This window comes from Actinophytocola sp. KF-1 (assembly GCF_054661535.1).
Genome location: NZ_BAAFVK010000004.1, coordinates 422,829 through 448,146, shown reverse-complemented (window position 1 = coordinate 448,146; position 25,318 = coordinate 422,829). Strand labels below are relative to the sequence as shown.

The 25,318-nt window shown below is 73.3% G+C and carries 15 protein-coding genes; all 15 read left to right on the top strand.

Going from position 1 to position 25,318, the window contains the following annotated elements; translation table 11 throughout:
- The first annotated feature begins 49 nt into the window (after positions 1-49).
- Positions 50-1,171 (top strand): NAD-binding protein, encoded by a 1,122-nt coding sequence (locus tag ACYQ77_RS15045; RefSeq protein ID WP_459711521.1) that lies wholly within the window; start codon positions 50-52, stop codon positions 1,169-1,171.
- Positions 1,168-2,436: a DUF3293 domain-containing protein gene (locus tag ACYQ77_RS15040; RefSeq protein ID WP_459711519.1), complete on the top strand. Its 1,269-nt coding sequence runs from the start codon at positions 1,168-1,170 to the stop codon at positions 2,434-2,436. Before ACYQ77_RS15045 ends, ACYQ77_RS15040 begins: the two co-directional genes overlap by 4 nt.
- A gap of 263 nt (positions 2,437-2,699) precedes the next feature.
- Positions 2,700-3,134, top strand: a complete 435-nt coding sequence (locus ACYQ77_RS15035) for a hypothetical protein (protein ID WP_459711517.1) — start codon at positions 2,700-2,702, stop codon at positions 3,132-3,134.
- A 392-nt stretch (positions 3,135-3,526) separates the two neighbouring features.
- On the top strand, positions 3,527-4,510 hold the full coding sequence (locus tag ACYQ77_RS15030) for a hypothetical protein (RefSeq protein ID WP_459711514.1): 984 nt from the start codon (positions 3,527-3,529) through the stop codon (positions 4,508-4,510).
- Positions 4,511-4,520: 10 nt separating this feature from the next.
- Positions 4,521-5,105, top strand: a complete 585-nt coding sequence (locus tag ACYQ77_RS15025; protein ID WP_459711512.1) for a hypothetical protein — start codon at positions 4,521-4,523, stop codon at positions 5,103-5,105.
- Positions 5,102-5,878, top strand: coding sequence for a PP2C family protein-serine/threonine phosphatase (locus ACYQ77_RS15020; RefSeq protein ID WP_459711510.1), 777 nt, complete (start codon positions 5,102-5,104; stop codon positions 5,876-5,878). Before ACYQ77_RS15025 ends, ACYQ77_RS15020 begins: the two co-directional genes overlap by 4 nt.
- Before the next feature lie 9 nt (positions 5,879-5,887).
- Positions 5,888-7,159: an FHA domain-containing protein gene (locus ACYQ77_RS15015; protein ID WP_459711508.1), complete on the top strand. Its 1,272-nt coding sequence runs from the start codon at positions 5,888-5,890 to the stop codon at positions 7,157-7,159.
- On the top strand, positions 7,156-8,652 hold the full coding sequence (locus tag ACYQ77_RS15010) for a serine/threonine-protein kinase (RefSeq protein ID WP_459711507.1): 1,497 nt from the start codon (positions 7,156-7,158) through the stop codon (positions 8,650-8,652). Before ACYQ77_RS15015 ends, ACYQ77_RS15010 begins: the two co-directional genes overlap by 4 nt.
- Before the next feature lie 215 nt (positions 8,653-8,867).
- Complete coding sequence (locus ACYQ77_RS15005) at positions 8,868-15,053, top strand: Ig-like domain-containing protein (protein ID WP_459711505.1); 6,186 nt, start codon at positions 8,868-8,870, stop codon at positions 15,051-15,053.
- A gap of 26 nt (positions 15,054-15,079) precedes the next feature.
- Entirely contained in the window at positions 15,080-16,054 is a 975-nt protein-coding gene (locus tag ACYQ77_RS15000) for an AAA family ATPase (protein WP_459711504.1), read from the top strand.
- Positions 16,054-17,352 (top strand): DUF58 domain-containing protein, encoded by a 1,299-nt coding sequence (locus tag ACYQ77_RS14995; protein WP_459711502.1) that lies wholly within the window; start codon positions 16,054-16,056, stop codon positions 17,350-17,352. The genes ACYQ77_RS15000 and ACYQ77_RS14995 overlap by 1 nt, the downstream gene beginning before the upstream one ends.
- Positions 17,349-19,661, top strand: coding sequence for a transglutaminase-like domain-containing protein (locus ACYQ77_RS14990; protein WP_459711501.1), 2,313 nt, complete (start codon positions 17,349-17,351; stop codon positions 19,659-19,661). The genes ACYQ77_RS14995 and ACYQ77_RS14990 overlap by 4 nt, the downstream gene beginning before the upstream one ends.
- Positions 19,658-24,091: an FtsK/SpoIIIE domain-containing protein gene (locus tag ACYQ77_RS14985; RefSeq protein WP_459711499.1), complete on the top strand. Its 4,434-nt coding sequence runs from the start codon at positions 19,658-19,660 to the stop codon at positions 24,089-24,091. The genes ACYQ77_RS14990 and ACYQ77_RS14985 overlap by 4 nt, the downstream gene beginning before the upstream one ends.
- A gap of 21 nt (positions 24,092-24,112) precedes the next feature.
- A complete protein-coding gene (locus tag ACYQ77_RS14980; RefSeq protein WP_459711498.1) occupies positions 24,113-24,379 on the top strand; it encodes a WXG100 family type VII secretion target in 267 nt (88 codons plus the stop codon).
- A gap of 125 nt (positions 24,380-24,504) precedes the next feature.
- Positions 24,505-25,257, top strand: coding sequence for an ankyrin repeat domain-containing protein (locus ACYQ77_RS14975; RefSeq protein WP_459711497.1), 753 nt, complete (start codon positions 24,505-24,507; stop codon positions 25,255-25,257).
- The last annotated feature ends 61 nt before the right edge of the window (positions 25,258-25,318 follow it).

Below are 25,318 nucleotides of genomic sequence, written 5' to 3'. Positions count from 1 at the left end.
CCTGCGGTGACCGGCCCCGCTTAGTGTTGTCGGATGGCAACTTCCGCCCGTGACCACGTTACGCTGGCGCGAGATCGGTCCCGTTGTGACCGAGCCTGACCTCTTCGCGGAGATCACGGCGCGATTCCCACCCGAAGAACTGCTGTTCCTGCGCCGGGCACGACGTCGTGCGGAACGCGTGCGGCCGTACGCCGGCCTGAAGGTGTTGCACAACGTGCCGCTCACCGCCGAGACGATGTGCAAGATCGAAGTGCTCGCGGTGGGTGGCGCCGATCTCGTGGTCAGCAGCCCGGGTTTCATGAGCCCCGACCGGCGCTGCGTCGAAGCGCTGCGCACCGCTGGTATCGAGTTCCGCGCGGAGTACCGGTTTCGCGAGGAGTTCGACGTGGTGCTGGACTGCGGCGGCGAGTTGCAGCCACTGGTGACGCCGCGGCTGGGCGTCTGTGAGCTGACCGGCACCGGCACCCGCCGTTACCGCGCAGCCGAACCCGGTTGTCCGGTCATCGCTGTCGACGAGAGCCGGGTGAAGGACCTCGAGGCGTTGCTCGGCACAGGACGCGGTTTCGTGCACGCGTTCCGGCGGCTGGTGCCGGAGCCGATCAACGGACAGCCGTTCCTCGTCCTCGGGTACGGCAAGGTCGGCAGGGGGATCGTGCGCGCGCTCGCTCCGTACACCAACCGGATCGCCGTCGTGGACGTCGACGCGGGTGCGGTGGCGGCCGCGAAGGCGATCGGGTGCGCGGCGGTGCACGCCGGGGAGCGTGACGTGGTGTCCGACTGGGCGCGGCAGGCCTTCGCGGTGGTCACCGCGACGGGGGTGCCCGGCGTGGTGACCACGTGCTACGACCCCGGCGCCTTCCGCGGCGCCCACCTCGCGAACATGGGCGGGGAGGACGAGTTCGGCGCGGCGTTCGCGGCGGACGACGTCCTGTGCGGCAAACGGCCGGTCAACTTCGCGGCGAGCGATCCGGGACTGGTGCGGTACCTGGACCCCGTCTTCCACGCCCACAACCTGGGGATCGACCTGCTGTCGTACGCACGGCCGCGGCCCGGCGTCCACCCGTTCCCGGACTTCCTCGCCGACGAGATCGTCGACAGCTGGCAGCGCGTCTTCGGTGAACCCCTCGATGTGGAGCCGGATCTGCGGTGTGACGCGGGGAGGCGGGCATGACGACGACTGGCCGAAGCCGAGTGGACGACGAACTCCGCCGCTGCGCCGCCCAGTACGTCGTCGCGTCCGGCCTCGCCGGGTGTGACAGCCCGCGGTACGCGCCGGTGACCGGCGAGCTGGGCATGCTCGTCGCCGACCAGTTCACGGCCATGCGGCACGAACCGGACCACCCCCTGGTCGCGGCGTCCTACCGGCAGTACATCGAGGAGATCACCCAGCAGTACGAGTTCGCCGTCGCGGCCCTGGGGTTGCGCATCGAGTTGTGGCCGCACCGGGACGAGCCCTACCGCGACAGCCGCCACATGATCGAGGACGTGCGGCGGCACAGGCACCTGTACGTCCTCGCCACGCACGCGAGGTGGGGCGAAGTGGGTGCCGAGCACACCGACCACCCGGTGCTCGCACCGACCGGCATCGTGGTCGACGGTGTCGAACTGCTCGCGAACGACCTGTTCCGCGTGGTGCACGACGTGTTCGGCCACGCCGTCGACGGACACCAGTTCGGCCCGGTCGGCGAGGAGAAGGCCTGGCTCGCGCACTACGGCATGTTCTCGGCACTCGCCCGGCCCGCACTCACCGCGGAGACCCGCGGCCAGACCTGCTGGATGTACTTCGGCCCGCACCTGCGCGATCCGGCCGGAGCGCTCATCGGCCGGGACGAACCGGGATGGGTGCCGGTGCCACAGCGCCCGTTCGCCGAGCAGAAGGCAGGTCTGCTGCCCGCCGAGGTCAGCGGCGTGCGCCTGGTGTACGACAGCGGGACCGGGCGCGTGCACGCGCAGCCGCTGCCCGACTGGCGGCCGGACACCTGCCTCACCCTGCGCACCGGGCGCCGGCCGGCCGGCGTTCCCGACGACCTCGCCGAGGCGTACCGGACCACCACCTTCCGCACGGTCACCCCACGAGGACCGGTCGACGCCCGGATCGGGCGGCCCAGCCCGGACCTGGACGCGTTGCTGCACAGCGAAAACGCCCACTGCTGGGCATTCCTCACCGCGTGGAGCCCCGGCGGACGCGTGCTTCCCGTGGCGGAGAACCAGCGGCGCGACCACGCGCTCCGGCAGCGGCTCCGCGCCACCGGGGTGCCGGTGCTGCCCGGCATCGGCATCGGCACCGACCCGGACTGGCCGCCCGAGGACAGCGTGCTGGCCGTGGGACTGGACCGGTACACCGCGTCGGCCATCGGCGCGGAGTTCGGCCAGGACGCCATCGTGGTCGGCGATCGCGGCGCGGCCCCGGAGCTGCTGTGGTGCCGCACGACATGAGCCCGCGGCCGGTTCGGGCTTTATATTTGTTTACCGACCAAAATCGGATCATGCGTATTGATCGCAATCAATGTCGATGTTCCGGGCGGCTTGACACGTTCTTGAGGCGGGGATAGTCTCGACGCAATTCTCGGGGGAGGAACTGGGGGGTTCACCGCTCGCCTCAATGTCGAGCCATGGGCGATCACGCTCAGCCGAAACGCGTGTTCGGCGACGTCTCACGTTCTTTCTTCCGGAATGTCACTCGAGGGAGGAAGAAATTCATGCGACTCAAATTGATCGTTGTCGGCCTGCTGTCGTTTCTCGTCGCGACGCTCGGGGTGGCGGGCACCGCCGCGGCGAGCACTGATGGGCGCGCCGCGGCGAGCCATGACGGGGCGCTCGCGGGCCGCATGACGCCGGTGAGCGGCGTGTCGGCCGCCGCGCCGAGCTGTCCGTACCCGTACGTGTGCTTCTACAAGAACGGCACGAGAACGGGTTCGTTCAAGGACGTCACCACCTACTACCAGAACCTGACCGCGAGCCGCGCGGCGGACGAGGTGTACAACACCAGGAACGACGACGTGGCCTGGCTGCGCTGGGAGGACGGCGTGCACACCTGCGTCGAACCGCACGGCTGGTACTTCCTGCAGACCTCGCCCCACTACGTCACGGGCATCAAGATCCGCCCGGAGAACAATTGCAGCGTCGAGACGTGACGCGGTTCTCGCTCGCTCCGCAACGGTGAAAAGATTTCTTGAATCGCCACCGGGAAATGATCGGCATCTGGCAGTGTGCCTTCCGGACGCCGATCATTTACCGTCGGCGTCGGCCAGTGCGGTCGGGAGTCGCGGTCGTACGCCAGAAATCAGAGTGCCGGCGCTCCACGTGGTTTCGGAACCGCGTCGGCTGAGCGCGACGTGTGAGACGCACCCGGGTACGGAGATGCCGGTCGCCGCGTTGATCACCGACCTGAGGCCCGGCCCCGGGCGACCCTCGACACAACGGTTCTCAGTGGACGTGCAACGTCCTGGGGGGATCGAACGATGGAAGGGCGGACGCGGCACGGCCGCGCGTGAACCGTGGTCACCGTCGTCTGGAGGAGCTGCGCATGGGGCGGATGCTGGGGAGCGACCCTGACCAGCTCGATGGACTGGGGGACACGCTCACCCGGGCGGGTGACCGGCTCAACGCCATCGGCGGTGAGGTCTCGTCGCTGCTCGCGTATGCGGGTTGGGAGGGCGGCGACGCGGACGACTTCCGCTGGCAGTGGCATCACCAGCTGACCGGGATCCTGCGCGCCACCGCGACCGAGAGCCACGAGGCCGCCCGGCTTCTTCACCGCAACGCGCAGGAACAACGCGTCGCGAGCGGTGACCACGGCGACTTGGGCGGGGGGCACTGGAGTTTGGGCCGGGGCACGACGGGTACAGACGGACAGCCCGGATTCGCGATGCCGTGGGAGTGGATCGAGGGGGTCATGTTGGGGGGCGGGCTCGCGGCGCTTCCACCGGGCCTCCTCAACGCGGCTGACGGCGGCCTCTTCGGGGCCGATCTGAAGAAGTTGGTCAAGCAGTTACCGGACACCTTCAAGAAGTGGTCGGTCGATGACGTCCCGGGCTTCACGAAGGGGTTCGCCGGTTTTGCCGGGAAGCTCGGACCGCTGCAGATCCTCTCGACAGGAGTCGACGTGTACGCCCTTGTCGACCATGTCAGGAACGGTGACCCGGAGCACGAGGTGTTCAACAGCGCGGTGAACGTCGCGTTCGACGCGGCGCTCATCGGTTTGGCCGTCGGGGCGGTGACGGTGGGCGGTCCCGCGATCGGCATCGCCGCGCTCGCCGTCGGCGGGGCTCAGCTCGCCTTCAACATCTACACGACGTTCGACGCCGAGGGTGCGTTGAACTGGACGCAGGACCGCATCGCCGACGTTGCGCACGCTGTCGACCAGACCGCGCACGCCATCAGTGACACGGCCGCCGCGGTTGGTGGCGCGATCGCCGGCACAGCCGACGCGGTCGGCGACGTCGCCGGTGCGGTGGGGGGCGTGTTGTCCGGTGGGCTCGACGCTGTCGGCGAGTTCTTTGCTTTCTAGGAGGTTCTTGATGTCCGACCACCTCGTGCTGACGTTCGCCGAGATCGAGTTTCTCCTGCGGGTACGGGAGCCGCAGGACGTCGACGTGCGGGCCGAGCTCCGGCTCGCCGGTGACGGGCGAAACGCCGCGGCCGGGCTGGCGTCGTTGCTCGCGCGTGGGCTGTGCTCGCACGACGGTGAGCGGGTGGTGCCTGCCGACGACCTGGTCGGCGTGATCGGGGCGCTCAGCACCGCGACCACCGCGACCAAGGCGCTTGGCTGGCGTGATGGCCAACCCGTGCTGCTCAGCCTGTTCACCGGGCCCGTGGTGGGGCTCGTTCTGCAGCCGATCGGGCTCGGGCGGTACGCGGTGGCGGCGCTGGACCCGGGACGTGGGCTCGGCGACCAGCTCGCCGGGTTCATCGACTCCTGCCTCGCAGGCGGGAACGAGTCGGCCGTGCTCGTGCGTTCCGGGGACACGCGCATCGCGGTCGTCACCACCGCCGCCGGTGAGTGGTACGTCTCCGACTCCCTCGCCGACCCCGGAACCAGCCGCAAGTCCACGCGGGACGGGGCGGTGGCGCGCGTGCGGGAACTGATGGCGGTACCGGCATGACCGACGGCCCGGTCGTCGCGATCGGCGGGGGTACGGACACCGGGCGCGCGCGGGCGGTGAACCAGGACAGCTGGTTCGCGACCGAGCGCGTGTACGTGGTCGCGGACGGGATGGGTGGGCACGCGGCGGGTGAGGTCGCCAGCGCGATCGCGACCGCGCGGCTCGCCGGGTTGGCCGGCCGGTCGCCGCTGCGGCCCGACGACGTGCGTTCGGCGTTGGCCGGTGCCCACGACGCCATCGTCGCGAGTGCGGCGGAGCATCCGGACGAGGCGGGGATGGGCACGACCGTCACCGGGTTGTGCCAGGTCCAGGTCGCGGGTTCCGCGCACTGGCTCGTGTTCAACGTGGGGGACTCGCGTGTGTACCGCTTCGCCGACGGTGTGCTCACCCAGCTCACCGAGGACCACTCCCATGTCGCCGAGCTGGTGGCCGCGGGGGAGATCACCGCGGAGGCGGCCCGTGAGCACCCGCTCGGCAACATCGTCACGCGCTCGCTCGGGTCGCCGGAGGCGTCCGAACCGGACCTCCAGTTGTTCCCGCCCGTCCCGGGGGAGCGGTTCCTGATCTGCTCGGACGGGCTCACCGGCGAGGTCACCGACGACCTGGTCGCGCGGGTCCTCGGCGAGGAGACCGCACCGCAGGCCGCGGCGGACCGGCTCATCGCGATGGCGCTCGCCGCCGGTGGGCGGGACAACGTGACGGTCGTCGTGGTCGACCACCTCGCTGTCACCGGTGAGCCGGTGAGCACGACCGCGCCTCGTGGTGGGAGGTAGCCGGCCGTGATGCGGACCTACGTCCCCGGGCGCTGGACGCTCCTCGCGGGCCGGGAACTGACGCTGTTCACCGACGCGGCCCCGGACACCGCCGTGGTGCGGGAGTGCTGGCGGCTGGTCGCCGGCGGCGCGACCGTGGACGACGTGCTGGGCGCGATCGTCCACGAAGGACTGCGTGCGATCGGTGCGTTCGTGCTCGCCTCGGGGGACCGCGCGCTCGTGCGCGGCGACGTCGCCCTGGCCAGGCGCGACGGGGCGGGGGAGTGGCAGGCGACCGAACGGGTGCCGACGCCGACCTGGCACGAGACCGCGTTCGACGCGCCGGCGATGCGGATGGCCACGCCGGGCGCGGACGACGACGCGCCGGTCCTGCCGTTGTCGCACGGCATCGCGCTGGCGTCGACGGTCGTCGTCGGCCGGGACGAGGTCGTGGCGGGCGCGGCCCAGAAGGACGCGGCGGCCGCCGAGGCGCCCGCCAGTACCCCGGACCCGGTCGTGCCGCCGCGCGTCGCGCCGCGGCCGGTGATCGCGGTGGCGCCGGCCGGTGAGGGGAACGGTGAGAGCCGCCAGTACGACGAACTCTTCACCCCCAGCGTTGCGCCCGCCGCGGTGCCCGCGGGTGTCGAGGCCACGGCCCGGCTGACCCCGGGACCGCGCCTGGCGCCACCACCTGAGCAGCCACCGCCACGGGTTCCGCCGCCGGCACCGACTCCGGCCGGCTTCATCGACCACCTGCCCTGGGCGCCCGTCGGCCGCGCCGGTGACGCGCCGCCACCGCCGGTCACGCAGACCGAGCCGGGTGCCACGCTCCAGCGCCCACCGCGCGCGACGGGACGGGGAGTGCGGGTCCAGGCCGTGCGGTGCCCGGCTGGACACCCGAACCCGCTGACCGCGGAGCGCTGCCGGGTGTGCCGTGCCCCGGTCACGGACCGGGAGGCGGCCGAGGTCACCAGGCCCCGGCTGGGGGTGTTGCGGCTGTCGACCGATCCCGAGCCCATCGTGCTGGAGCGCGGCGTGGTGTTCGGGCGGGAGCCCGCCGGGCAGGCGGACGTGGACCGGATCGCGTTGCGCCGTCCGGACATCTCCGCCAACCACGTCGAGGTGCGGCTCGCGGGCTGGCAGGTGCTGGTGGTGGACCTGGGGTCCAGGAACGGGACCGTCGTGATCGGACCGGACGGCGGCACGGCCGAGCTGACCCCGCACGTGCCGGTGGAACTGCGCCACGGCACCGAGGTCGTCCTGTCCGACGAGATCAGCTTTCGTTTCGAGGTGACGTCGTGACCACCGCTCCGCCACCGGAGATCCCCGGCTACCGGTTCGTCGAGGTCATCGGCTCCGGCGGGTACGCCGACGTGTACCGGTACCGGCAGCAGAACCCGGCGCGGGACGTCGCGGTGAAGGTGTTGCGGGACGGGCTGGGCGAGCAGGTGCGCAGCCAGTTCACCGACGAGGCCAACGCGATCGCGGAGCTGGGGGACCACCCGCACATCGTGACGGTGTTCTCCGCCGCCGTGACCCCGGACGACCGGCCGTACCTGGTGATGTCCTACTGCTCGGGCGAGAACTACGCGGTGCGCGCGAGCCGCGGGCGGTTCACCGTGAACGAGGTGCTGACCGCCGGCATCAAGGTGGCGAGCGCGGTGGCCGCCGCGCACCAGGCCGCGATCCTCCACCGGGACATCAAGCCGGCCAACATCCTCACCGACCAGTGGGGACAGCCGCGGCTCGCCGACTTCGGCATCGCGGGGCGCATGGCGAACGCGGTGTCCACCGACGAGGTCGCGATGTCGGTGCCGTGGGCGCCGCCGGAGGTCGTGCGCGGCGGGACCGCCGGTGTGCCGTCCGACGTGTACTCCCTCGGCGCGACCCTGTGGCACCTGCTCGTCGGGCACTCGCCGTTCTGGGTGCCGACGCCGGGCGACACCGTCGAGGCCATGATGGCCCGGATCGTGAACACGCCGCTGCCACCGCTCGGCAGGCCCGACGTCCCACCCGAGTTCGAGGCGGTGCTGCGGCAGTCGATGGCGCCGTCGCCACGGGACCGGCAACGGTCCGCGAGCATCCTCGGCGCGCAGCTGCAGGAGTTGAAGCGGACCCGCGGCATGGCCGAACTCGACGCCGAGTTCCGCACCAGCCTGCCTACCGCACCGCCTCCCGCACCGGAACGTGGCGCCACCCAGCTCCGGCCACGCACCGCGGTCCGGCGTCCCGTCCCCCCGCAGCCATCACCGGTCGAGCACACCGTCCTGCCCGGACCGGTCGTGCCGAGGCCGGACGGGGAAACGCCCGCCGCACGCACCCAGCACCGCCCGGCCGCCCCGGCGCCGGAACCGCGGGCACCGGGACGGCGATGGCCTGCGCTGGTGCTCGCCGGTGGCGTGCTCGCGGCGGTGCTGGGCACTGGTTTCCTCTTGTTCGACGGTGACTCGCCACCCGGCACGTCCGGCACCACGGGCACGCACGTCACCGATCCCGGCGACGCCATGCAGGACGCGGGCCTCCCCGGTGACGACGCCCCACCGGGCCGACCGACCGTCACCGCGGCACCGAACGGCGACGGCGCCGTCCGCTTCGCGTGGACGTACTCCGCACAACTCGCCACCGACACGTTCGCGTGGCAGACCCCGGACGGCCGGGAGAGCGGCGTCGTGGACGCGCCGGAACTGGTGCTGCCGCACAAGGGGACCGGTCCGTTGTGCGTGCAGGTGAAGGTCGTGCGTGCCGACGGAAGTCACGCCACGGCCGACTGGTCAGAACCCGGGTGCGGCGGCTGACCCCGGATTTCGGGACAAAAAGTGGCCAGGCTCCCCGGGTGAATTCCGAACGCGATCAGGTCACGGCAGGTGACGCGCGCCCGGCCGGATATTTCTTCGCAACGGATCTCGTTCAGTTGCAACACAGTGAACCGTCCCGGCGATACCCGTCGTGTGCCGCGATCAATTCGCGCGGTGATTCTTGACCCGCACTCGGGAACCACGGACGGGAACACATGACATTTCTGCGACGGCACCGCACTGCGCTGGCATCCGCGGCGGTGTTGGTGGTCGCCGCGGGGGTACTCGTGACGTACGCCCTGTCCAGCGAGGGATATCCGGTGCGGCAGGTCGACCTCAACGACGGCGGGATCTGGGTGACCAGCGACCGCGACGGGCTGTTCGGCAGGCTCAACAAACCCGCGGGCTCGCTCGACGCGGCCTTCTACCCGCCCGGGGGCGCACAGCAGAGCTACCAGCTCGACGTGGCGCAGGACGGCGCGGCGGTCGTGGCACGCGACCGCGCGGCCGGGACGTTGCTCCCGGTGGACGTCACCCGTGGCGTTTCCCTGGCGGAGCAAGCGGTTCCCGTGCCTGCCGGCGCGCAGGTGCGGATGGCGGGCGGCACCGTCGCGGTGCTCGACCCCGCGAAGGGGGCGGTGTGGGCGTCCCGGGTGGACACCGCCACCGGCGTCACCGGGCTGACCGCGCTGGACACCACCGGCGCCCCACTGGCCACGGTGGACGGCAGCAAGGAGGACGCCGGCGTCTCGCTCGCCGTCGGGACGGACGGCACCGTGTTCGCGGTGTCCGCCACCGGCAAGACCGCCGTGGTGCGCGTCGACGGCGGCGCCTTCACCGAACCCGCGTACGACTCCCTCGGCACCCGTTTCCGATCCGTCCGCGCCACCATGGTCGGCGGCAGGCCGGTCGTGCTGGCGCCCGGCGACGGGGTCGTCGTGGTGCCCGGCGGCGCGACCACACGCCTCGCCGAACGCGACGACACCGCGGTGCCGCAGCAGTCCGGCCCGGACTCGGGCGCCGTGCTCGTCGCCACCGCCACGAGCCTGTACTCCGTCCCGCTCGACGGTGGCCCCGTCACCACGATGTCCCAGGCGGGGAAGGGAAAACCGACCGCGCCGGTGCGGCTCGCGACGTGCGTGCACGCGGCGTGGGCCGGAACACCGCACGGGTACGTCCGTTCCTGCGACGGCGGACCAGCGGTGGCGGGCAACCTGAAGGACCTGCGTGTGCTGACCGACCCGGTGTTCCGGGTGAACCGGTCCGCGATCGTGCTGAACGACCTCGCGACCGGCGCGGTGTGGGACCTGACCAACCAGCGCAAGGTGGACGACTGGTCCGCGGTGAAGCCGCCGCCGGTCCAGAAGCAGAGCGACAAGAGCAAGCACGACGACGTCACCGACCAGGCGCGGAACAAACCGCCGAAGGCGATGGACGACACGCTCGGCGCCCGCCCCGGCCGCACCACCGTGTTGCACGTGCTGGACAACGACTCCGACCCGGCGGGCAACATCCTGTCCGTCACCGGCGTCACCACGCCCGACCACCCGGACGCCACCGTCGCGGTCGCACCCAACGGGCAGACCGTGCGGGTCACGGTGCCCGCCGAGAGCCCGGACATCCACTTCAAGTACACAGTGGACGACGGCAGGGGCCTCAACGCGACCGCCGCCGTCACCGTCCGGATCCGCGGCACGCAGGACAACGAACCGCCCGAGCAGCGTCCCGGCCGCACCGCCCGCACCTGGAACGCGTCGTCCGGCGGACGGGTGTCCGTGCCCGCGCTCGCCGACTGGCGCGACTTCGACGGCGACCCGGTCCTGCTCGTCGACGCCGAGGCGAAGGCGGGCTCGGTCAGCACCACGCCCGACGGGTTCCTCGAGTACGTCGCGCCGGTCGAGCCGGGACCGCAGCCACTCGAGTACCGGGTGACCGACAACATCGCGGATCCCGTGCCGGGCAGCGAAACCGTGCGGGTCCAGCCCGCCGACGCGACCGCAGGCAGCCCGGCCGTCGCGGAACCGGACGTCGCCAGGGGACAGGTGGGGCAGCCGGTCGTGATCCGGCCGCTCGACAACGACCTCCCCGGCGCCGACCCGACGGACCCCGCGGCGCGGACGCAGCTCGCCGCGGACGTCCCCAGCCCGGCAGGCGCGGTGGTGGTCACCGACGCGCGGTCCGGCCAGGTCACGGTGACGGCGTCCCGCCCGGGCACGTTCCTGCTCGACTACACCGTCGCGTTCGGCAACGCGCCGTTCGCGAAGGGCGGCATCCGGGTCGACGTGACCGCGGCGCCCGCCGCGCCACAACCACCCGTCGCGATGCCGGACGTCGCGGTGGTCCGCGGCCAGCAGCCCGCCACCGTCGACGTGCTGGTCAACGACTTCGCCCCGTCCGGCGGGATGCTCGTGCTGCAGCAGGCCGAGGTCGTGTCGGAACCCCCGGCCGTGCAGGTCGCGATCGTGCGCGGCCGCTGGCTGCGGGTCGACGCGCTCGCCCCGTCGATCACGCCGAACCCGCAGCTCGTGCGGTACACGGTGACCGACGGGGTGACGGCGCCCGTGACGGGCGAGGTCACCGTCACCCAGCTGCCCGCCGCCGCGCACGACGTGCCGGTGCCCGAGGACGACTACGCCGTGGTCCGCGCGGGTGACTCGGTGACGGTTCCCGTGCTGGACAACGACACCACACCCGGCGGCTCGCCGATCAGCCTGCTCGCGAACGTGCCCGGCGCCCCCGAACGCGGCAGGCTCACCGTGTCCGCGCTCCAGGAGGGCACCGACCCGGGTGCGGCCCACGTGCACGGCAACGCGGTGCGGTTCGTCGCGCCCCGCGGGGTGCGGTCGCCGAGGACGGTCGAGATCGCCTACGTCGCGCAGAACCCGGCCGGCGAGTCGGCGGTCGGGCGCGTGCACGTCACGGTCAACCCGTTGCCCACCGACGAGACGCCCAACGTGCCGCCGATCCCGCAGCAGGTGGAGGCACGCGTCGTGGCGGGCGACACGGTCACGATCACCGCGCCGACGAGCGGGGTCGATCCCGACGGGGACACGGTCACGGTCACGTCCATCGGCTCCGCGCCGGCCAGGGGCCGGGTGCTCTCGATCGGTGCCACGTCGATCACCTACCAGGCCTACCCGACGAGCGCGGGCACGGACACGTTCTCCTACCTCGTCACCGACCCCTTCGGCGGCACCGGCACCGCCGCCGTCCGGGTCGCGGTGGTCCCGCCGGGGCAGCCACAGCCACCGGTCGCGGTGGACGACGTGGTCACCGCCGCGCCAGGGGCGCACCTGACGATCGACGTCACCGCCAACGACCTCGTCGCTCCCGACGACACCGTCACGGTGGCGGATCTCGACGAGCTGAACCCGGACCTGCCGGACGGGGTGTCCATGGCGGACGGCGACGGCGTGGTGGACCTCGTCGCGCCGGAGCTGACCGGCAAGCCGCTCGTGGTGTCCTACGCGCTGACCAACGGCATCGGGGACCCGTCCGCGGGCACGCTCACCGTCCGCGGCCAGGACGGCTGGAACTCGCCGCCCACCGCGGGTGACGTCTTCGCGAAGCCGGAGCCCGGCGACCGCGTGGTCGAGGTGGACGTGCTCGCCGAGGTCGGTGACCTCGACGGTCCGGCGGGTGACCTCGAGGTCGTGTCCGTCCACGACGAGAAGGCGGCGGTCGACGGCGGTGCGGTGACACTGCCGGTCGGCAGGCAGCCGAGGACCGTCGCCTACGAGGTGCGCGACGGCGGCGGCGCGACCGCCGTCGGCCTGATCCACGTGCCGGGGCCGGGCAACGGCGTCCCGTACGCGAAGCCGGACAAGACGATCGAGGTGCCGCAGGACGGCACGAAGACCGTCGACATCGCGGACTACGTGGTCAGCCCCGGCGGGAAGTACCTCCGGCTGACGCAGACCGACCGGGTCTGGGCGTCGCCGTCGGACGGACTCGCCGCGAAGGTCGACGGTGAACGGCGGATCGTCCTCACGGCCGGCGCGGGCTACCGGGGCCCGGCCGCGGTCACCTTCGAGGTCGTGACCGACAAGCGGCTCGACGCGGGCGCCCCGACGGCGATCATCACGGTGCCCGTGCAGGTCGGCCCCGACACCCCGGTGCTGCGCTGCCCGGACACCCCGCTGCCGGTGGTCGAGGGCGGGCCCGTCGTCACGGTCAACGTCACCGCGATCTGCCACGTCTGGGTCGCGGACCGGGACGACCTCGACGGTCTGCGCTACACCGCGTCCTGGCGGCAGCAACCCGCCGCCGTCGACCTGGAAGGCGACGGTGAGCACCGGCTGCGGCTGACCGCGGACACCGACGCGCGGCCCGGCGCGGCCGGTACCATCGAGATCGGGGTGGCGGGCACCGAGGCGACGCCCGCCACGCTCGGGATGCGCGTGGTCGCGCCCGCGCCGCCGTCGCTGTCGCCCGCGAGGATCGACGGCGTCAAGGCGGGCGACACCGCGACCGTGGACCTCACCCCGTACTTCCGATCCCAGCTGCGGGACCCGAAGGTGTCGGTGGTCAGCGTCCGCAAATCCGGCGGGATGAACGCGTCGGCCACCTCGGACGGCGCGCGGGTGCGGCTGACCCCGGGCGCGGACTCGCACGGTGCGATCACCTTCGACGTGGTGGCGACCGACGTGTCGGACCGGAACCGCGCGGACCGGCACGCCACCGGGCGCATCACGCTGAACGTGCTCGGGGTGCCCGACGCGCCGGGCACGCCGGTCCCCGGCCGGACCGTGCTGAGCGAGTCCGTGCAGCTGTCGTGGGCCGCCCCGCAGAACAACGGCGCTCCGGTGGACTCGTACGAGGTCGACTACGGCGGCGGCAAGAAGACCTGCCCGGCGTCGCCGTGCACCATCACGGGGCTCGCGAACGGCACCACGTACTCGTTCACGGTCCGTGCCCGCAACCTCGTCGGCTGGAGCAAGCCGAGCGGCCGCTCGGCGCCCGCGAAGCCGAACACGGTGCCCGGCGCCGTCACCGGTCTGTCCACATCGGACCCACAGGACCACCGGCTGACGCTCACGTGGGGCGCGGCGCCCAACAAGGGCACCGCGGTGCAGCGCTACGAGATCAGCTGGACCGGCGGCGGCCGGATGTCGGTCGGCGGCGGCGCGACCCGGGCGACCGCGTCCGGGCTCGACAACGACGTGCGCTACACCTTCACCGTCGTCGCGGTCAACGAGCAGGGACCCGGCCCGGCCGCGACCGTGGCGGGTCAGTCGGCGGGTGCTCCGCAGGCGCCCGCGGCGCCCACGTTCACCGCGGGCAACTCGGCGAACGCGTCGTCCCGGTCGGTCAACGTCACGTGGTCGCCGGTGGGCGCCAACGGACCCGCACCGACCACGTACACGCTGACCCGCACGGGCGGCGGCACGAAGACGGTGTGCTCCGGCGTGACCGCGACCGGCTGCACCGACGACGGCCTGCCCAACGACGGCACCATCTACACCTACTCGGTCACCGCGGCGAACGCCGCGGCCGCCGCGGACCCGGGCCCGCACACGTCCCCGCCCAGCCCCGGCGCGGAGATGGAGGCGACCGCGACACCGGACCCGATCACCGGGTTCTCCGCGGCGCCCACCGGCAACGACGGGCAGGCCACGATCCGGTTCGACGCGCCGGCCACCCACGGGCGGACGTCGACGGTGTCGTGCACGTGGAGCGGCGGCAGCTGCGGCACGTGGAACTACAGCCCGGACGGCCAGTCCGGGGTGCAGGAGACGGTGACCGGGCTGCCGAACGGGCAGAACGTGCAGCTCTCGTTGCAGGCGTGCAACGGCAGCGCGGGCGGCGCCTACGCGGGCGACCCGTGCAACACCCCCGCCACCGCCGCGGTCACCACCTACGGTCCGATCCGGGACCTCGCCATCAACACCTCGGCGAACGGCACGGTCGTGAACTTCACCGTCTCGGTCAACCCGAACGGCAAGCCCGCGACCGTGCAGATCCAGACCAGCAGGCAGAGCCGGACGTTCACGACCGGTGCCGGCGCGTGGAGCTGGAGCGGCGCCGACGACGTCGGCTACAGCAGCAGCGACACCATCAACGTGACCGTCAGCGACGCCGGACGTGCCTCGGTGAGCGGGTCCCGCACCCAGAACACACTGCCGCCACCGGCCACGGTCACGGTGACCAAGGGCAATCCCTGCGGCGCGTCGTGCGCGGGCATCTGCACGCACCCCTCGTGCGCGTTCATCCACGTGCAGACCGCGAACTTCGGCGGGAACGTCACCTGCACCTTCACCAGCCAGCACGGGCCCGCGGGATTCGTGACCGACACCTACGGCCCCAACCAGTCCCGCGACTCCAGGAACTACTACGGCTACCCAGGCGAATGGGTCCGGGTGACGTGTGGCGGCGTCTCCGGCCAGATGACCTGGTACTAGGCGAAAGCCGTGAGGAAAGGACATCCATGACCGCGCTCACCCAGCAGCAGGCGGCCTACTTCGCGCAGACCTTCGACCGGATGGTGGTCAACGTCTCCGGTGCGATCATGGGCAAGGAGCGCGTCGTGCGCCTCGCGCTGACGTGCCTCGTCGCCGAGGGCCACCTGCTGCTCGAGGACTACCCCGGCACCGGCAAGACCGTGCTGGCCAAGGCGATCGCGAACACCGTGCAGGGCAGCCACTCCCGCATCCAGTTCACCCCGGACCTGCTGCCCTCGGACGTCACCGGCGTCAACATCTACGACCAGAAGCGCCAGGAGTTCGAGTTCCACGAGGGCCCGGTGTTCCGGTCGATCGTGCTGGCCGACGAGATCAACCGCGCGTCGCCGAAGACGCAGTCCGCGCTGCTGGAGGCGATGGAGGAGCGGCAGGTCACGATCGACGGGGTCACCCGCAAGCTCGGCAGCCCGTTCATGGTGATCGCGACCCAGAACCCGGTGGAGCAGGCGGGCACCTACCGGTTGCCGGAGGCGCAGCTCGACCGCTTCCTGATGAAGACCAGCGTCGGCTACCCCGACCACAACGCCACGGTCGCGCTGCTGGCGGACGCCGCGAACCGGGACCGCAGCGCCGGGGTGTCCGCGGCGATCGGGGCGAACGCGGTGACGCAGCTGTCCGCGGCCGCCGACCAGGTCTACACCGACCACGCGATCCTCGGGTACGTCAGCCGGATCGCCGACGCCACCCGCGAGCACCCGGACGTGCGGCTCGGGCTGTCGGTCCGGGGCTGTCTCGCCTACGTGCGCTGCGCGAAGGCGTGGGCGGTCGCCAAGGGCAGGCCGATGGTGCTGCCGGACGACGTCAAGGAACTGGCGCAGCCGGTGCTCGCCCACCGCCTCGTGCTGCGCCCCGAGGCGCAGTTCGACGGCACCCGCGTCGAGGACGTCGTGGAGAAGATCCTCGTCGACGTGCCGCCGCCGCAGCAGCGGGGACAGTTCTGATGGCGCCGCTCGCCGCCGTGCGCGACCGGGTCACACCCGCCGTCGCCGCCGGGCGTGCGGCCGTGGCGGTGTTCGTGACCAGGGGCAGGGCGGCGTGGCGCACGGCGTCGCCGGCGTTGCGGCGGGTCCCGGTGCTCGACGTGGTGAGCCCGCTCGGCTGGCTCGTGCTCGCGGGCAGCCTCGTGGCGTGGTACGCGGGCGCACGCCTCGGCTGGGTGGAGCTCGTGCTGCTCGCGGCGACCGGGCTGGCGACGCTGCTGCTGTGCGTCGCGTTCGTGGCCGGCCGGATGGCGCTGTCGGTGACGGCAGGCCCGGACCGCGACCGGCTCGTCGCGGGCCGGTCCACCACCTGCCGCGTGGCCGTGACCAACACGGCGCGGCGCAGGATGCTCCCGCTGGAGGTGGAGCTGCCGATCGGCGGGCGCGACCCGGTCACGTTCGACGTGCCCGCGCTCGCGGCGGGCCGCGGCTTCACCGCCGAGGTCGAGCTGCGCACCGACCGGCGCGGGGTCATCCCCGTCGGCCCGGCGACCACGGTCCGCGGCGACCCGCTGGGCCTGCTGCGCCGGTCGGTGTCGTGGAGCGAGGTCCGCGAGCTGTTCGTGCACCCGGTCACGACGCCGCTGGAGCCGCTCGGCGCCGGCCTGCTGCGCGACCTCGAGGGCTACACGACCAACGACATGTCGATGAGCGATCTCGCCTTCCACACCCTGCGCGATTACACGCCCGGCGACGACCGCAGGCACATCCACTGGCGGTCGTCCGCGAAGCTCGGGTCGGCACGGCCGTCCGGCACGTTCCTCGTCCGCCAGTTCCTCGACACCCGGCGGGCCCACCTGACCGTGCTCGTCGACGGCGACCTGGCCGTGTACGGCGACCCTGCCGACTTCGAGACGGCCGTGTCCGCCGGGGCTTCGGTGGTGCTGCGGGCCGTGGCCGACGAGATCGACACCACCCTGCTCGTCGCGGACCAGCTGGTGCACAAGGGCGGGGCGCGGCAGTCGCTCGACGCGTGCGCCCGCGCGGAACCGGCCGCGGCGCTGGCCGACCTCGCGCACCGCGGGGTGCGGGTGGCACCCGACGCGACGATCGCGTTGTTCGTCACCGGCGCCGCGCCGTCGTTCGCCGCGCTCGCGCGGGTCGCGGCGCAGTTCCAGCCCGAGGTGCGCAAGGTCGCCGTCCGGGTCGACCCGGCCGCAGCCGTCGCGTCGGTCGCGGGCAGTGCCGCCATGACGGTGCTGACGCTGCGCTCCCTGAACGACCTGCCCGCCCTGCTCAGCGGAGGAACCCTGCGGTGACGGTGCCCGACAACCACACCGCCGTCTCGAGCGCCCCCGGCCGCGGGCCGCGCGGCAGGCTCGTGCCCCGGCGACCGGACCTGCTGGACGCCGGCTTCCTGCTGGTGCTGTGCGGGGTCGCGCTGTCCGGGTTCGCCACGACCTACAGCGGCTGGGGTTACCTCGCCGTCGGCCTGTGCGGGGTGGTGCTCGGCGTGCTCGCCGGTCACGTCGCCAACGTGCTCGACCAGCCGGTGATCACGCTCGCCGCGCTGACCGTCGCGACCTTCTTCCTGGCGGGCGGCGCCGTCGTGCTGCGCGCACAGGCCATCGGCGGTGTCCTGCCGAGCGCGGGCACCGTCCAGGGGCTGGCCGAGGGCAGCGTGAGCGGCTGGAAGCAGCTGCTCACCACGCTCCCGCCGGTCGACGGCCGCGGCCCGCTGCTCGTGCTGCCGTACCTGCTGGGGCTCCTGTGCGGCGCGGCCGGGTTCGCCGTCGCCACCAGGTCGCGGGTGGTCGCCGCGCCGCTCGCGGCTCCCGTGCTGCTGCTCGTCGCGACCATCCTGCTGGGCACCGGGGAACCGGTCGCGCCCGTGGTGCAGGGCACCGTGTTCGCCGTGCCGGCGCTCGGCTGGGCGGCGACGCGTGCCAGGAGGTTGCGCCCACCCGCCAGGGACGGCTCGCGGCAGCTGGTGCGGCTGGGTACCGGCGTGGCGCTCCTCGCCGTCGCGGGCGGGGCCGCGACCCTCGCCGGGCCGGTGCTGCCGGGGACGGGCGGGGACCGGGTCGTGCTCCGGGACCTGGTGACCCCGCCGTTCGAGATCGGCGCCTATCCGAGCCCGCTCGTGGGGTACCGCAAGTACACCAAGGACGCCAACCAGCTGTGGGACCAGACGTTGTTCACCGTCGCCGGCCTGCCGGCGGGCGCACCCGTCCGCATCGCGACGCTCGACGACTACAACGGCTCGGTCTGGGGTGCGGTGGACGAGCCCGCGGGCGTCGCAGGCGGTGAGCGCAACAGCTACCAGCGCGTCGGGGCGCGCATCCCCGCTCGGGCGCACGGCAGGACCGCGACCGTGACGTTCACCGTCGCGGCCGCCTACGCCTCCGCCACCGATGTCAGTGCCTGGCTGCCGACCTCGGGCACCGCGACCGCCGTCACGTTCACGGGCCCGGCGGCGGCCGGGCACACCGAGAACCTGCGCTACAACCTCGCCACCTCGTCGGGCATCGTCGCGGACCGGCTCCGGGCCGGGGACTCCTACACCGTCGAGACGATCCTCGAGCCGACGGCGATCCCGGCGGACGCGCAACCGTTCGGACCGCCCACAGTGGACCCGGCGGCACGGGCGTTCGTGAGCTCCCGTGCGCAGAAGTGGGCGGGCGAGGCGACGACGCTCGCCGAACGCCTGCGGGCGGCCGCCGGGTACCTGCGCGAGCACGGCGCCTACAGCGACGGCGGTCCCGGCGAGACCGAGTACCTCCCCGGGCACAGCCTCGGCAGGCTGACGACGTTCTTCAACGCGCCACGCCCGGTCGGCGACGACGAGCAGTACGCGGCCGCCTTCGCGCTCGTGGCGAACGACCTCGGCATGCCGGCGCGGGTCGTGCTCGGGGCGACCCCGAAGGCGGACGGCGTGGTGCGGGGCCGTGACGTGCACGCGTGGGTGGAGCTGCACATCGCGGACGGCCGCTGGGTGCCGGTGCCGCACACCGAGTTCATGCCGGACACGTCGAAGAAGCCGGACAAGCGGCCACCGCAGGAGATCGAGAACACCGACGCGTCGATCGTGCCGCCGCCCAACACCTCCCACCCGCCGAGCACCCTCGACGACCTCGCCCAGTCCGACCCGAGCACCAACCGCGTCGCGACCACGCCGGAGCCCGGCGGCTCCGGGCTGCCTGCGTTCGTCGGTGTGCTGCTGCGCTGGGCCGGACTGCCGCTCCTCACGCTCGGCGTGATCTGCGGGGCCATCGTCGGCACGAAGTCGTTGCGGCGCACCAGGAGACGCACCCGCGGCCATCCCGCCGCACGGATCGCGGCCGGGTGGCGGGAGCTCGTCGACAACGTGTGCGACCTCGGCGCCACCGTGCCGCGCGCCGGCACGCGCCGGGAGCAGGCGCGGTCGGTGCCCGACCAGCGCGTCGCCGGACTCGCGGCCGCCGCGGACCAGGTCGTGTTCGGGGCGGCCGAACCCGGGACCGCGGAGGCGGAGGAGTTCTGGCAGGCCGTGGCCCGCCTGCGCGCACAGCTCGGCGAGGAGGCCGGCCGCTGGCGCCGCTTCCGTGCGGCCGTCAGCCTCCGCTCGATCCGGGTGAGGACGACATGAAGATCAAGTTCACCTTCCAGCGGCCCGGTGGGGCGGTCGTGGACCTGCAGGCCACGGTCGACGCCGCCACCACCGTCGGCGACCTGGCCGCGCAGCTGGTGCACGCCGACCCCCACGGCGGGGGCGGGCACCCCGACGGCGCGACGCTCAGCGTCGTCAGCACCGACCGGCGCGCGCTGGACCCGGCGTCGAAGGTCGCCGACAGCGGCCTGCACTCCGGCGCCACCGTCGCACTCGCCCGCGCCGGCCGCACGTTCGCCGACCCGCAGGCACCGCCCGCCGCCACGGTCCGCGTCACCGCGGGCCCCGACCGCGGCAGCGAGTTCGCGCTGCCGTGGGGGACCGCGGTGATCGGGCGCGACCACGGCTGCGAGGTGCGCCTCTCCGACCCGCTCGTGTCGCGGCGGCACGCCCGCCTGAACATCACCGACGTCGCGGAGGTCGTCGACCTGGGCTCGGCGAACGGCACCCAGCTCGGCGGTGCGGTGGTCGCGCGGACCGCGGTGCGCGCGGGCGACGTGCTCCGGGTCGGCGACACCGAACTGACCGTGCACGTGGCCCGCGCGCACCCGGGTGCCGGCAACCCCGGTGCGTTCGTGCGCTCGCCGCGCCTCGACCCGAGGTACGCGGGGGCCGAGCTGACCGCGCCGGAACCGCCACAGCGCGGGCAGCACGTGCGCTTCCCGGTCGTGTCGCTGCTCGCGCCGCTGCTGATGGGCGGCGTGCTCTACCTGATGACGCGGTCGCTGGTGTCGCTGGTGTTCGTCGGGCTGACACCGCTGATGCTGGTGGGCAACACGCTGGAGGCCAAGCTCTCGGGGCGCTCGTCGTTCCGCAAGGCGGTGCGCCAGTTCCGCGCCGATCTCGACGACCTCGGCGTCCAGGCACGGGCCGCGGCGGCTGACGAGGTCGCCGCACGCGGCAGGGAACACCCGTCGCTGGCCGACTGCGCGGACGCCGTGCGCGGCCGCGGACCGCTGCTGTGGACCCGCAGGCCGGGTGAGCACGGGTTCACCGAACTGCGCCTCGGCCTGGGCCGGCGTCCGTCACGCACCACGATCGAGCTGCCCGACGGGCGGCGGCTGCCGCGCGACCTCATGGCCGAGCTGCGTGCCGTCGCCGAGGAGTACGCGACCGTCGACGACGTGCCGGTCGTCGCGCAGGCCGAGCACGGCGCGGTCGGGGTGGCGGGTCCGCGCGTCGCACTCCTCGACACGGCCCGCGCGCTGGTCCTCCAGCTCGCCGCGCTGCACTCGCCGGCCGAGGTGGTGCTCGCCGGGGTCGCGTCGGTGCAGAGCGCGGCCGCGTGGGACTGGCTCAAGTGGCTGCCGCACACCACCTCCCCGCACAGCCCGCTGCCGGTGCGGCACCTCGCCGACAACGGGACGAGCGCCGCCGCGCTGGTCTCCGAGCTCGAGGCGCTCCTCGCCGCCCGCGCCGATGGCGACGCCGGACCGCTGCCCGCGGTGTTCGTGCTCGTCGAGGACGACGCGCCGGTCGAACGCAGCAGGCTCGTCGAACTGGCCGAGCGCGGCACCGCGCACGGGCTGCACGTGCTGTGGCTCGCCGCCGAACCGGCCAGGCTGCCCGCCGCGTGCAGGCACTTCGTCGTGGTGGAACACGGACCGGTCGGTGCGGTCGGGCTCGTGCACACCGGTGAGCGGGTCAGCCCGGTGCGCCTGGAACAGCTCGACGCCGCGGGCGCGCTGGAGCTGGCCCGCGGTCTCGCGCCGCTGGTCGACACCGGTGCCCGGGTCGACGACGACAGCGACCTGCCCCGCGCGGTGTCCCTGCTGACCGTGCCGGAACAGCCGCTGGTCGCGGCGCCGGACGCGGTCATCGAGCAGTGGGCGGCGAACAGGTCCATCGTCAGCGGCCCGCACGCCCCGGACCGTCCCGGCCGGCGCCCCGGCACGCTCCGGGCCGTCATCGGCGCCTCCGCCGCGGGCGTGCTCGCACTCGACCTGCGGACCGACGGCCCGCACGCGCTGGTCGGCGGCACCACGGGGTCCGGCAAGAGCGAGCTCCTCCAGGCCTGGATCCTCGCGATGGCGCTCGCGCACAGCCCGCAACGGCTCACGTTCCTGCTGGTGGACTACAAGGGCGGGGCGGCGTTCAAGGAGTTCAAGGACCTGCCGCACAACGTCGGCATGGTCACCGACCTCGACCCGCACCTGGTGCGCCGCGTCCTGGTGTCGCTGCACTCCGAGCTGACCCGCCGGGAACACCTGTTCCACCAGCACAACGTCAAGGACCTCGCCGAGATGGAGCGCAAGGCGCCCGCGGAGGCGCCGCCCAGCCTCGTGATCGTGGTCGACGAGTTCGCCGCGCTCGTCGGGGAGCTGCCGGAGTTCGTCGACGGCGTCGTCAACGTCGCCCAGCGCGGCCGGTCGCTCGGCGTGCACCTGATCCTCGCCACCCAGCGGCCGGCAGGCGTGATCAAGGAGAACCTGCGCGCCAACACGAACCTGCGGATCGCGCTGCGCACGGCGGACGAGTCCGACAGCGTCGACGTGCTCGGCACCGCACAGGCGGCGTTCATCGACCCGGGGACGCCGGGCAGGGCGGTCGTGAAGACCGGCCCGGGACGGCTGGTGCCGTTCCAGGCCGGTTACGCGGGCGGGTGGACCAGCGACGAGGCGCCCCCGCCGGAGATCCTCATCGAGGAGCTGCGCTTCGGCGCGGGCCGCCTGTGGGAGGTCGCGGCCGCCGACGAACTCGGGACCGACCCCGGCCCGGCGGACATCACCCGGCTCGTCTCCGCCATCGCGCACGCGGCCCGCCAGGCGCGGCTCCCCCTGCCGCGCAGGCCGTGGCTGCCTGGTCTCGCCGACCGCTACGACCTGTCGGACCGCGCACTCGTGCGGTCGGGCCGCCGTGACGACGCCCTGGTGTTCGGCATCCGTGACGACCCGAAGTCCCAGGCGCAGCCGCAGGTCGAGTTCCACCCGGACACCGACGGCAACCTCGCGGTGTACGGCACCGGCGGGTCGGGCAAGAGCACGCTGCTGCGCACCCTCGCGATCACCGCGGGCTTCACCATCCACGGCGGACCGTGCCACGTGTACGGCATGGACTTCGGCGCGCGCGGCCTCGCCATGCTCGCCGACGCCGGCTTGCCGCACGTCGGCAGCATCGTGGCGGGTGCCGACCACGAACGGATCGTCCGGCTGATCAGGTGGCTGCGCGCGCTGGTCGAGGACCGGGCGCTGCGTTACTCGTCGGCCGACGCGGGCACCATCGGGGAGTACCGGGCGAAGGCGGGCGCGCCGGACGAACCGCGCATCCTCGTGCTCCTCGACGGGGTCGGCGCGTTCCGCCAGGCGTACGAGGCGAACGACAAGAGCCGCTGGTTCGACATGCTCGTCGGCATCGCCAACGACGGCAGGCCGGTCGGCGTCCACCTGCTCCTGTCCGCGGACCGGCCGTCCGCCGTGCCCTCCGCGCTCGGGTCGGCGATCCAGACCAGGGTGACGCTGCGCATGGCCGACCCCAACGACTACGCGATCCTGGGGGTGCCGACCGACGTCCTGCGCGCGTCGTCCCCACCCGGCCGTGGCCTGCTCAGGGGTGCGGAGATCCAGGTCGCGATGCTCGGCACCGAACCGGACGTGGGGTCGCAGGCCGCCGCCATCCGCCGGTTCGCCGCCGCGATGCGGCGAGCGGGTGTCGTGCCCGCGCCCCCGGTGCGCAAGCTGGAGGACCGCGTCCCGCAGGACTCCCTGGCCGGCGAACGCGACGGCCTGCCGGTGCTCGGCCGGGGCTCGGACGATCTCGAACCGTTCCCGTTCGACCCGCGCGGCGCCTTCCTCGTCATGGGCCCGCCCGGCTCCGGGCGCACCACGGCACTGCACGCGCTGGCGGTCGCGTTGCGCCGCTGGCGGCCTGGCATCCCGCTGTACTACTTCGGGAGCAGGCGTTCACGGCTGGCGGCGCTGCCGCTGTGGACCGACACCGCGACGGGCGCCGAGGAGATCGCGGAGCGGGCGAGGACACTCACGGACACGCTGGCGGGTGCGGCCGGTCCGGCGGCCGTCTTCGTGGAGAACCTCGGCGGCCTGCACAACTCCGTGGCGGACGTGCCGCTCGCGGCGTTGCTGCGCCAGTGCCTCGAACAGGACCTGTTCGTCGTCGGCGAAGGCGAGACCAGCACGCTCGGCGCGGGCGGCCCCGGCCTGATCGGCACGATCCGCTCCGGCAGGCAGGGCATCGCGCTCGCGCCCGCCACGGAGGACGGCCTCAGCGTCATGCGCACCGCGTTCCCGCCGCGCCTGAGCCGCGCGGACTTCCCGCCCGGCCGCGGACTGTACGTGGCCGGCGGCCGCACCGCGGTCGTGCAGGTGGCGCTGCCCGAAGAGCAACCGGCCGGCTGGGGAACCGTTCCCGTCCCGGACCGGCTGGAGCGGGCCGGGAGCCCGCTCACCCCGTAGTGAGGAGAGAAAGGAACCACGATGACGTTCGTCGGAATGGACGTGGAGGCGGTCCGCACCCTGGCGGGACAGCTGAACACGAAAGCGGACGAGATCGACAGCATCACGTCGACGCTCACCAGCCAGCTCAGCACCACCCAGTGGGAGGGCAGCGACGCCGCCACCTTCCGGTCCAACTGGAGCAGCACCCACGTCAGCCAGCTCATGACGGTCGCGAACGCCCTCCGTGACGCCGCGAGCAACGCCATCCGCAACGCCGACGAGCAGGCGACCGCGTCGTCCGCGTAGCCCCCGTGACGTTGCCCTGGGACGGCGTTTCCGGGGCAACGTCACCACGGTCCGGGAGAGAGCCGCTGGCCGAGACGCGGTCGTCGCGCCAAGATGCCCGTGGGCCAGTGGAAGGGGCGAAACCGATGGTGACGATCAGCAAGGACGATCCCGTGGCGCGCGCAGCGGTCGCCGCTGTCCGGGCCGGTGACGTGGACGCGCTCCGCGGACTGCTCGCGGAGCACGCCGAACTCGCCACCGCGAAACTGCGCAACCGCACCGAGGACGGCGCCGAGTGCGCGCGGACGCTCCTGCACGTGGTCACCGACTGGCCAGGGCACTTCCCCCACGGCCCCGCCACGGTCGCCGCGCTGGTCGAGGCCGGCGCGGACGTGAACGCCCGGTTCGACGGCGCCCATCGGGAGACACCGCTGCACTGGGCAGCGAGCTGCGACGACGTCGCCGTGCTCGACGCGCTGCTCGACGCGGGCGCGGACATCGACGCCACCGGCGCGGTGATCGGCGGCGGCACACCGCTGTCCGACGCCACCGCGTTCGCGCAGTGGAACGCGGCGTTCCGGCTGGTCGAACGAGGCGCCACGACCACCCTGTTCACCGCGGCCACGCTCGGGCTGCGGGACCGTGTCGCCGCCTGCTGCCGCTCGGCGAGCCCGCCCACGCGCGACGAGATCAACGCCGCGTTCTGGGGCGCCTGCCACGGCGGGCGCCTGCCCACCGCCCAGTACCTGGCGGACCGGGGCGCCGACGTCAACTGGATCGCGACCTGGGAGCGTGCGACACCGCTCGACGCCGCCCAGCGCACCAGCCCCGGCGCCGACACCCTCATCCGCTGGCTTCGCGCCCGAGGAGGGAAACCGGCCCGCGACCTGGTCTCCTGACGGCAGGGGAGTGGCCACACCACGGTCACGACCCGGCCCAGGCCGAGGTGGTTCCGCGAGC